At 69.0% G+C, this 9,658-nt stretch carries 9 protein-coding genes and 1 pseudogene; 3 read left to right on the plus strand and 7 right to left on the minus strand.

All coding sequences use genetic code 11. The features are described 5' to 3' along the window. From ACTIR_RS26320 to ACTIR_RS0105350, 4 genes and pseudogenes are all read right to left on the minus strand, one after another. A pseudogene (locus tag ACTIR_RS26320) lies at window positions 1-921 on the minus strand (hypothetical protein); the annotation flags it as partial. 78 nt (window positions 922-999) lie between these two features. Further along, window positions 1,000-1,527, minus strand: coding sequence for a DUF3558 family protein (locus tag ACTIR_RS25235; protein ID WP_084789329.1), 528 nt, complete (start codon window positions 1,525-1,527; stop codon window positions 1,000-1,002). A gap of 17 nt (window positions 1,528-1,544) precedes the next feature. Continuing rightward, on the minus strand, window positions 1,545-2,012 hold the full coding sequence (locus ACTIR_RS0105345) for a hypothetical protein (protein ID WP_026453496.1): 468 nt from the start codon (window positions 2,010-2,012) through the stop codon (window positions 1,545-1,547). 93 nt (window positions 2,013-2,105) lie between these two features. Then, window positions 2,106-2,885, minus strand: a complete 780-nt coding sequence (locus ACTIR_RS0105350; protein WP_026453497.1) for an ESX secretion-associated protein EspG — start codon at window positions 2,883-2,885, stop codon at window positions 2,106-2,108. 171 nt (window positions 2,886-3,056) lie between these two features. Here ACTIR_RS0105350 and ACTIR_RS0105355 point away from each other — a divergent pair, with 171 nt between their 5' ends. Beyond that, complete coding sequence (locus tag ACTIR_RS0105355; protein WP_026453498.1) at window positions 3,057-3,299, plus strand: hypothetical protein; 243 nt, start codon at window positions 3,057-3,059, stop codon at window positions 3,297-3,299. Window positions 3,300-3,386: 87 nt separating this feature from the next. Here ACTIR_RS0105355 and ACTIR_RS0105360 read toward each other — a convergent pair whose 3' ends face one another. Together ACTIR_RS0105360 and ACTIR_RS0105365 are read right to left on the minus strand one after the other, a co-directional pair. Further along, the gene (locus ACTIR_RS0105360; protein WP_026453499.1) at window positions 3,387-5,336 is read right to left on the minus strand and encodes a glycosyltransferase; all 1,950 of its coding nucleotides are present in this window, start codon (window positions 5,334-5,336) and stop codon (window positions 3,387-3,389) included. 88 nt (window positions 5,337-5,424) lie between these two features. Continuing rightward, window positions 5,425-5,868, minus strand: coding sequence for a GtrA family protein (locus ACTIR_RS0105365; protein WP_026453500.1), 444 nt, complete (start codon window positions 5,866-5,868; stop codon window positions 5,425-5,427). 72 nt (window positions 5,869-5,940) lie between these two features. Here ACTIR_RS0105365 and ACTIR_RS0105370 point away from each other — a divergent pair, with 72 nt between their 5' ends. Continuing rightward, on the plus strand, window positions 5,941-7,302 hold the full coding sequence (locus ACTIR_RS0105370; protein WP_026453501.1) for an FAD-binding oxidoreductase: 1,362 nt from the start codon (window positions 5,941-5,943) through the stop codon (window positions 7,300-7,302). Beyond that, entirely contained in the window at window positions 7,299-8,054 is a 756-nt protein-coding gene (locus tag ACTIR_RS0105375) for a decaprenylphospho-beta-D-erythro-pentofuranosid-2-ulose 2-reductase (protein WP_026453502.1), read from the plus strand. The genes ACTIR_RS0105370 and ACTIR_RS0105375 overlap by 4 nt, the downstream gene beginning before the upstream one ends. Window positions 8,055-8,186: 132 nt before the next feature. On the opposite strand, the gene ACTIR_RS21890 is transcribed toward ACTIR_RS0105375, so the two are convergent. Then, a partial coding sequence (locus ACTIR_RS21890; protein ID WP_233345832.1) for a hypothetical protein occupies window positions 8,187-9,658 on the minus strand: 1,472 nt, incomplete at its 5' end.

The raw sequence follows: 9,658 nt of genomic DNA on the forward strand, positions 1-9,658 counted from the left end.
CAACGACCCCGGCGACCCGGCCGGTCCGCTGCCGGCGACCCCTCCGGGTACCGACCCGGCGGCCCCACCGGCACTCCCGGCGGGACCCGCGAACCCCGACGCGCTCGTCGCGGCAGCCGGAATGTTCCGCACACCCGATCCCGCGTCACCGGTCGAGGAGGAGCCATCGAACGAGGGAGGCTCGGTGAACACCGGCTGCTTGCTGCCGGCCTCGTTGAGATCGGTGTCGTACTGCGTCATCACCCGCGCGGCCTCTTCGTGCGCCTCCTGGCTGCGCCGGTGCTTCTCGATCGACTCGTTGATCCTGTCGTCGAACGACAACGGATCGCTGACCCACCCGGTGATCTCGGACTTCATCTCGAACGGAACCGGTTCGGGCATGCTGTTCCGGGCGCTCTCCGCGGCCTCGGACTCCTTGACGATCATGTCGGAGGCCAGCATCGCGTTCTCGGAGTTCCCCTCGGCCCAGTCACCCAGCCCGAGGAAGTACCCGTGGGCGCTGTCGGCCGCAGCACCCTCCCACTCCTGCTGCGACTTCCCGACCTTCTCCCGCATCAGGTCGGACACTTTGCGCAGAAACTGGCTAACGTTATAGTACGTATCAGAGTAAGCCTTGATTGCTTCGGGGCGCACCGCGTCGATGTCGGATTTGAGTTTTTCGTGTCGGTCGGCCAAATAGTTCCTGTCCGACCTCGGCGGCCCCTCCAGGTAGTCGATACCGGACGACTGCCGCTCTGCGATCCGCTCGGAAGTTACCTGGTCAGCCCTGAGGTCGGCCCTGAGCGAATGCATGGTCTGCTCGTACCAACCACGATCGCCCGTCTGATTGAAACGAGCGACGATATATGGCTCCACCACGTCGCCCGGCAACTGTTTCAGTTGCTCTTCCGAAAGTTTCGGCAGAGAGTTTCCGTTGGTCACATGCCATCGTATCTTTTCGGAAGACATGTTCAACAACTCTTCGGAGGTAATTTTCGAATGGTCGCCAGGAGACATCTTCTACCTCATCGGAAGTTTGGGTTCGACCAGCTCAGCAATTTTGTTGGCCATAGCACACGACTGTTCTCGATCAGGATCGGCGACAATCACGTCAACACGCGAGCTATTTCCCACTGCGAGACCGACGACACAGCCGGTTTCGTTCCAAGTCTCTTTAACAGCCCGCCCCGAGTCCTTCATGACCCCAGAACGTGCGCCGTCGCCAACGTTACCCAACTCCTCGATACTCGAATCGTCCTCGATAACCACGTAGATACTGGGAACACCGTCCTCCTGCGCGGATTGGCGGACACCTTCCCAATGACATTGCCGACCACCATCGGACCGCACTCCTTCGCTACCCTTCTCGAACTCCCCGAAGGTCGCCGTTTCGCCCGGATCGAGCAGGGAACAGGGCTCGACCGCGCGTAATCCCGCACGTTGCTGGACGGAGGGCGTTCTCAACGGTTCTGATTCCTCAACATCGGGAGCCGCCGTACCGGATTGCTTCTGCGAACAAGCAGAAAGCACGAGTGCGGCCACGGTCATCGCGACAGCCTGTTTTCTCAACGTCCGCCTCGGAGCGAATCCTTGGTCGACTCGTCGACCTCCCGGTAGTTATTGATCGCAATCTCCAGAGCCTTGTCCGCATCGCCGATCGCCTCGGACAGACGCTTCAACATGTTGAACGGCGATCCATCACTCGCAACAAGGGCTTGCTGTTGGAATCTCGCCATCGCCCGGCCGTAATCATGTTCCCCGAGTGAGGGCTCACGTCGACTGAGCAGATTGATATCGGCTACAAGTTTTTCCACATCGTTACGCAGTTCCAGCAGTGCGTCCCTGATCGGTTGGGCGGCGTTCTCGCTGACGCGGAAGCCGCCGGACTTGGCGGACTCGACCATCTTCTTGGCCTCGGACGCCATCGAGTCCATCGCGTCGCTGTTCATGCCCGCCGTGGCGGTCTCGAACGGGCTCGCCTTCTCGAGGAAGGACGAATCCCTCGACGGCTCCGGCTGGTCGTAGATCGGCATTCACGGGCCCCCTTCCGTACTGCTTCGCCGTACGGAGTGTAGCGGTCACGACACGCACGCACGTGCGTTTCGCACCGGACGCCCACGGCGGACTCAGCGTTGGAATGCGCCTCTCACCTGCGAATACAGGTGCTGGGAGATGCGGTTCGCGTCCGCGGGGGCGTAGGTGAGCCACTTCCGGCCGTCGTCGGCGGTGCGGCCGGTGCAGAAGACCCGGCCGTCCTCCGAGTCGAACCACGCCACCGGTTCGAGTGGTGTCGCCGCGCCGTTGCCGCCGCTGACGAAGGCCGTGAACTGGCCCATCCGCAACTGCGGTTTCTCGAACATCCGCTCGACGGCCCGCATCTGCGGTGCCGAGCGCGAGCGCGGTGCCGAGGCTCCGGCGAACGGGTCGTAGGAGTCCTCCTCGGTGCGGCGCTGCGGGCGCTGCTGTGGCTTGGCGACCGTGACCGACTGACCGGGGGCCGGAGGTGTCGGTGGCAGGAGATGCACGATCGCCGGCACCAGGGCCTCGGGTCGGATGAGTTCGACGATCAGCGCGTCGCCGTCCTGCCGGGCGAGCACCGCCGTCTGCCGGTGCGCGGCCGAGCGCGCGAACAGCATCCCGTCGTCGCCCAGGTTCGCGGCCGCGGTGACCGCCGCCGAGCCCCGGACCAGGGTGAACAGCGCCGCCTCGACGTCCGGGTCGAGCCGGTTCTGCCGCATCAGGCCGCGTCCGTGCAGGTCACGGAACACCGTGTCGCGGATCTGTGCCCGTGCGTGGTGCGTCTCCCCCACGTGCGGCACCTCGAACGGGAAGGGCGCACGGCCCAGTCTCGTGTGCTCGAACAGGACGTCCACGGCGGCCGACGACAGCGAGAAGGACTGCACCATGCCCGAATTCCCCCCGGTTTCACTCCTTGTGTCCGGAAGGAACGTTAACAGTCATCGCGAACGGGAGAGGGCGTTAGCCCGAACGGGGCGGCTGCCGGGCCGGTCGCGGACGCCGCTCCGCTGTGGGTGAACCGTGTTGCAGCCGCCGCGTCCTGCTGCTGTGGTGGGACCATGGCCGAAGACAAGCCCGCGCTCGTGCTGCATCTCGTCAGCGGCGGCGACCCGCTCCTGTTCCCCCTGCGCGCCGAGGACGTCGACGAACTCGGTGGGCAACTGCATCTGCACCTCGAACACGGTTCCATCGAGAAGGTGCGCACCACCGACGGGCTCACCGTGAGCGTCAACTTCGCGCACGTGGCCGCCGCCTACATCGACAACCTGCAACGGCGGGGCAAGGTCTTCGGCATGCAGTGAGCCGCCGGGGCCCGGCCGGTCGCCGGTCCACGGCGGCGGTCGCCGGGGCCGGGCACCGCAGCACCCGGCCCCGGGACCCGGGCCCCGTCAGAGCCGGTAGAGCCGCTTCCAGTTCTCCCGGCTGGTCAGCTGCGGCATGGCGCGCTGGTACTGCGCCTGCACCGCACGCCCCTCCTTGCGCAGCCGGTTGACCACCCGCACGCCCTGCTTCGCCAGGTCGAACATGCGCTGCCGGTCGTAGCGGCGGACCCGGACCGCCTCCTGGGAGGCGTCGGTGACCACGGCGGTCTCGAACTGGGACACGTGCCACCAGTTCGCCTCGTCGGTGGGGATCGCGCCCATCGCGAACCGGTTGCGCCCCAGCAGCCGGTTCAGGACGCGCTTGAGCAGCACGACGCGCTGGAGGCTCGGCCGCGGTGGGGTGTTGATGATGCCGATGTCGTTCGACTCGATGCCCGGCACCTCGGTCGGGTCGTACTTCTTGGTCTCCGGGTACTGGTCGCGGATCTCGCGGATCCGCTTCATGGCCGCGACCCCGCCGTCGTCCAGGATCTGCGGCCCCTCGAGGAAGTCCTCCACGGCCTTGATCAGCGTCGCCGACAGTCCGTACTGCATGCCGAGCAGGTAACGCACGAGCTGCGCCAGCAGCACGCGGGAGAGCACGTTCAGGTCGAACGGGCTGTGCAGGGCGGCGGTGATGATGGAGTTACGCAGGTTGAAGTAGCGGTGCCACTCGTCCCAGTCCTTCCAGTGGAAGTCCGCGTGCCACACGCCCGCACCCGGCAGGGTCACCGTGGGGAAGCCGTGTGCCCGCGCACGGTAGCTGTACTCCGCGTCGTCCCACTGGAAGAAGAACGGCATCGGGTAGCCGATCCGCTTGACCACCTCGTACGGGATCAGGCACGACCACCAGCCGTTGTAGCCGGCGTCCAGCCTGCGCTCCTGCTTGTTCGGCTTGCCGGTCTCCTCGTCCACGCCGAGCAGGTCGGCGGTGGTCAGGCTGTGCTCGACGGGCTGGCCCGGCTCCAGCGTGTTCAGGCTGGCGTACTCCGCCCCCACGTGCAGCTGGTTCGGGTGCAGCAGGTTCAGCATCTGCCCGCCGACGATCATCGGGTTCGCCGCGCGGTTGGAGAACGCCGTCAACCGGATCACCAGATCCGGCTCCAGCAGCACGTCGTCGTCCATGAACAGCACGTTCGCGTGCTCGGTGTCGGTGTGCCCGGCGACCTCGTAGAGGCCGCGGGTGAACCCGCCCGCGCCGCCGAGGTTCGGCTGCTTGATGTAGTGCAGCTTGCCCTTCATCTCCTCGGCGATCTCGTCGAACCCGTCGCGCGAGTCCACCGTGTCGGTGCCCTGGTCGGCGACGTAGACCGCGTCCAGGGTCTCCAGCGCGTCGAGCGAGTCCGCGAGCGCGCGCAGGTTGGCCAGGCAGTCGTCCGCGCGGTTCATCGTGCAGATCGTGACCGCGGTCGGCCGGACGCGCTCCGGCGCCTCGACGGTCCAGCGCACGTCGGAGACGGTGACCCGCTCCCCCGCCTCGGTCTCCACATCCAGCCAGAGCGCCCCGCCGTCGAGGAACTTGTCCACCGGCGCCTCGAGGACGACCGCCTCGTCCTCGACGTCGGCGACGGTGCGCACCGCCACCGTGCGCGGTTCACCCTCCACGTCGGACGCCCGCACGGCGAGCCGGCCGGACCCGGCGACGGTGGCCTCCACGGTCACCGAGCGGGCCGTGGTCCACCGCTGCCAGTAGCTGGCCGGGAACCGTCCGAAGTAGGTGTTGCCGGACACCCGTGCCGACGGCTCCAGGGTGAGACTGTGCCTGCGCCGGGCCACGACGCCCTCGACCACCTCGGCGTAGAGATCCTTGCTCACCACATCGGACGGTCCTGCGTACAGGCCCCGCTGGGCGGTGAGCCTGCCCGCCGACGCACGTTCGGAGAACAGGGGCTCCTCCCCACTCGCGGGCGCGGCGGTGGACGGGGAGCCACTCGGGGCCTGCTCGGGCGCGGTGGCCGATGCTGCTTTACCGGGCATGAGACCTCAGTCCTCCAAATGAAAAACCGTCACGCGGGAGTCGCCCAGTAAGGTACAGCCCCCATCGGGTGACCCGACGGCTGCCCGTTCACGGGCGCGCTTCCCGGAACACGACCCACTTCAGCATGATGAAATTGATGGTGGTGGCGGTGCCCTGCGCCAGGACCCAGGCCAGCGCCACCCGCCAGCGCAGGTCCGGCAGCAGGTGCAGCGCCAGAGCGTTGGTACCCACATTGACGAAGAAGGTCACCGTGTAGAGCAGGACAAAACCGCCGAGCTGCCCGGCACCACCCTTTTGTGCCCCGGTGAAAGTGAAACGCCTGTTAAGAAAGAACGCGGTCGTCGTGCCCGCGATGAAACTGAGCGCCTTGGCGAGGTGCACCCACAGGCCCGCCTGCAGCAGCAGCCAGTAGATCCCGGAGTCGACGAGCGCGCAGAAGCCGCCGATGAGAACGAACCGCAGCACCTGGGTGAGCAGTCCGGGAGAGGAGGCCCCCACCGTCCCGGTCGTTCGCGATCCGGTCACCACCATGCCTACCCCGTCGGTGCGAGTGTCGCCGTCCCGTCCGAGTCTAGGCGGGTCGGCGCGGCTACTCTGGTCAGGGTGAACACCGAACGGCGGACACTGACCGGGTGGGGACGCACGGCACCGACGACGGCGGAGGTTCTGCGCACCGCCGACGTCGACGAACTCGCCCGCGCGGTGACCCGGGCGGGCGCGCGCGGTGTGGTGGCGCGGGGCCTGGGGCGCTCCTACGGTGACCCGGCGCAGAACGCCGGTGGTCTGGTGCTCGACATGACCGCGCTCGACCGGATCCACTCGATCGACCCGGACAACGCCACGGTCGACATCGACGCGGGGGTCAGCCTGGACGCGCTGATGCGCGCGGCCCTGCCGTACGGGCTGTGGGTGCCGGTGCTGCCGGGCACCCGCCAGGTCACCATCGGCGGCGCGATCGCCAACGACATCCACGGCAAGAACCACCACAGCGCAGGCAGCTTCGGCAACCACGTCGTGTCGATGGACCTGCTCACCGCGGACGGTGCGGTGCGCACGCTGACCCCGGAGGGCCCGGAGCGGGACCTGTTCTGGGCCACCGTGGCGGGCATCGGGCTGACCGGCGTCATCCTGCGGGCGACGATCCGGATGAAGCGGACCGAGACGGCCTACTTCGTCGTCGACGCCGACCGCACCGCGAACCTCGACGAGACGCTGGCGCTGCTCACCGACGGGTCGGACGAAGGGTACGACTACTCGATGGCCGTGCCGGACCTGATCACCACGGGTGACCGGCTCGGACGTGCGACGTTCTCCCGGGGCGACCTCGCCACGCTCGACCAGCTCCCGGACGACCTGCGCGCCGACCCACTCAAGTTCGACGCGCCGAAACTGATGACGTTGCCGGACGTCTTCCCCAACGGACTCGGCAACAAGGTGACCTTCGGCGCGATCAACGCGCTGTGGCAACGCACGGTTCCCCGGGGTGGCGCCCGCGGCAAGGTCCAGAACCTGACGCAGTTCTACCACCCGCTGGACATGCTGGGTGAGTGGAACCGCGCCTACGGCCCGGCCGGGTTCCTGCAGTACCAGTTCTCGGTGCCGTTCGGCCGCGAGGACGAACTGAAGGGGTTGTGCCACCGGATCGCGAACTCGGGGCACTACTCGTTCCTCAACGTCATCAAGCGCATGGGCGAGGCGAACCCCGCCCCGCTGTCGTGGCCGTCGCCGGGATGGATGCTCAGCGTCGACTTCCCGGTCAAGGACGGGCTCGGTGCCTTCTGCGACGAGCTGGACGCGGAGGTGCTGGCCGCCGGCGGCAGGCTCTACACCGCGAAGGACTCGCGCACCACACCGGAGACGTTCCACCGCATGTACCCGCGCCTGGACGAGTGGCGCAAGATCCGAGACTCCGTGGACCCCGAGCGGGTCTTCGGCTCCGACATGGCCAGGAGGCTGCACCTGTGATCGACGCCGTGGGCAATCCCCAGTCACTGCTGCTGCTCGGTGGCACCTCGGACATCGGGCTGGCGATCGCGGAGCGCTACCTCGCCGCCCGCCCGATGCGGGTCGTGCTCGCCGCGCGCCCCTCCCCCCGGCTGGACGCGGCGGCCGACCGGCTGCGGGCGGCAGGCGCCGAGGTGACCTGCGTGGACTTCGACGCGACCGACACCGGTTCGCACCCGGCCGTGCTGGACAAGGCGTTCTCCGGCGGCGACATCGACGTCACCGTGGTGGCGTTCGGGTTGCTGGGCGACGCCGAGCAGGCGTGGCAGGACCACGCCACGGCGGTGAGCCTGGCGACGGTGAACTACACCGCCGCCGTCTCCGTCGGCGTGGCGCTCGCGGAGCGGATCAAGGCGCAGGGGCACGGGAGCATCGTCGCGCTGTCCTCCGTCGCCGGGGAGCGGGTGCGCCGGTCGAACTTCGTCTACGGCTCGACCAAGGCCGGCTTCGACGGCTTCTACCTGGGCCTCGGCGAGGCGTTGCGCCCGCACGGCGGCAGCGTCACCGTGGTCCGGCCGGGCCAGGTGCGCACGAAGATGACCGAAGGTATGGGCAAGGCCCCGCTGGAGCAGACCGCCGACCAGGTGGCGGAGACCGCGGTGCGGGCCGTGCGGGACGGGAAGGACCTGGTGTGGGCGCCGGGCGCGTTCCGCTGGGTGATGTCGGCGCTGCGCCACGTGCCCCGGCCGTTGTTCCGCAAGCTCCCGATCTGACCCACGCGGCTCGGCGAACGCGGGACTCCGCGCACGGGCGACTCGCCGTCCGGCGGCGTCGACTCGCCGTCCCGGAGTGGCAACTCGCGGGCCCGGGGCGTCAACTCGCGGGGCTGGGGTGGCGACTCGCGGTTATTGGAGGAACCAGTAGCCGAAGGACGTGTATTCCGGGTAGGGGCTGAGCAGGGGGCGGGTCGGTTCCAGTTCGATGCGGGCCGTGCCGGACGTGACCAGGTCGGGCGGGACGGTGAACTCGGCGGTCGACCAGCGGTCCTCGCCCGGGGGGAGGGTCCACACCCCGGCGTCGCGGCCGTCGACGCGGACGCGCACCTCGTGGTTCGAGCCCGGCGCCAGGACCCGGGTGGCGATCCGGAGCGGCTGCCCGGGCGTGAGTCCCTCGGCGGTGAACGCCTCGCCGCCCACCACGATCCGGCCGCTGTCCAGGACGTTCCCGTGTCTGCGCAGGGTGGTGTGCGGCTGCAGGCCCGGCTGCTGCATGCGCACCTCGTAGTCGTGCGCCTCCTCCGAGCGCAGGCTGCCGGTGTTCAGGTGATCCACCACCTCGCCCTCCACCGGGGCACGGTCCCCGCTGCCGGCCACACGCCAGTCCGCCCGGTGGACGTTGACCTCGGAGAACGGCACGATCCGCCGCCCGTCCAGCGCCGCGGGGGCGCGCACCTCGAAGGTCTCCAGCGGTTCCCGGCCGAAGAGGCCCGCGTCGGCGAACGGCCGCATCGACGGTCCGGGCGGCGGCTCGTACACCGCGAAGTGGGTGGGGCGCTCGTCCTCCGGCAGCGCGCGCAGCGCCTCGTAGAGGCTGCCGGTGCCGTGGTTGGCCGGCTCGGCGAGACCGTTCGTGGCCAGGCCGACGAGGTCGACCACGCGCCGGTGGCCGTGGTAGGCGATCGCGCCGACGTCCTTGACCCCCACGATCGCGTCCCGGGGCAGGTTCCGGTCGATCCAGGCGGCCACCGACACGTCGGTGTCCCGGATCGTGGCGGACTGCCTGCCCAGCCGCTCCGCCCACGTCGGGGTGGCGACCAGGGTGAACAGCAACGCCACCACCAGCAGGGCGTGCGCGGCGAACCGGCGCTGCCGGGGGCGTGGGGCCAGCCGGGTGAGCCCGTAGCCGCCGCAGGCGGCGAGCAGCAGGAACACCGGGAGGAACGGCTGGAAGTAGCGCAGCTCGTGGATCAGCGCGGTGGACAGGGTCGACGCCGAGCCGACCACGAGAGCGAAGCCCACGCCCAGCGCGACGGCGAGCGGCCGGTGGTCGCGCCGGGTCGCGAACAGGTAGGCCAGACCGGCCAGGAACAGCAGCAACGCGCCGGGGAAGGCGAAGTCGGTCGCGTTGAGCCCGCCGAACGAGTCGACCACACCCCGGATGTTGGCGACCGTGCGGTCGACGAACCGGCCGAGGTAGAACGCCGGCTCGTCGTAGAGGTGCGACTTCGCCTGCACCCCGTTGGCCCGCACGGTGCCGGTGGCGAGGGCGTAGAAGACGTACTGCCCCACACCCGCGGCCAGGGGCAGCAGGGCAACCAGCCCCCGGCCGACGGCCGGACCCGTGCCGACCGTGCCCGCGCGCCGCGCGGCGGCGAGCG

The organism is Saccharomonospora iraqiensis subsp. iraqiensis, from assembly GCF_000430445.1.
GTDB classification, from domain to species: Bacteria; Actinomycetota; Actinomycetes; order Mycobacteriales; family Pseudonocardiaceae; genus Saccharomonospora; species Saccharomonospora iraqiensis.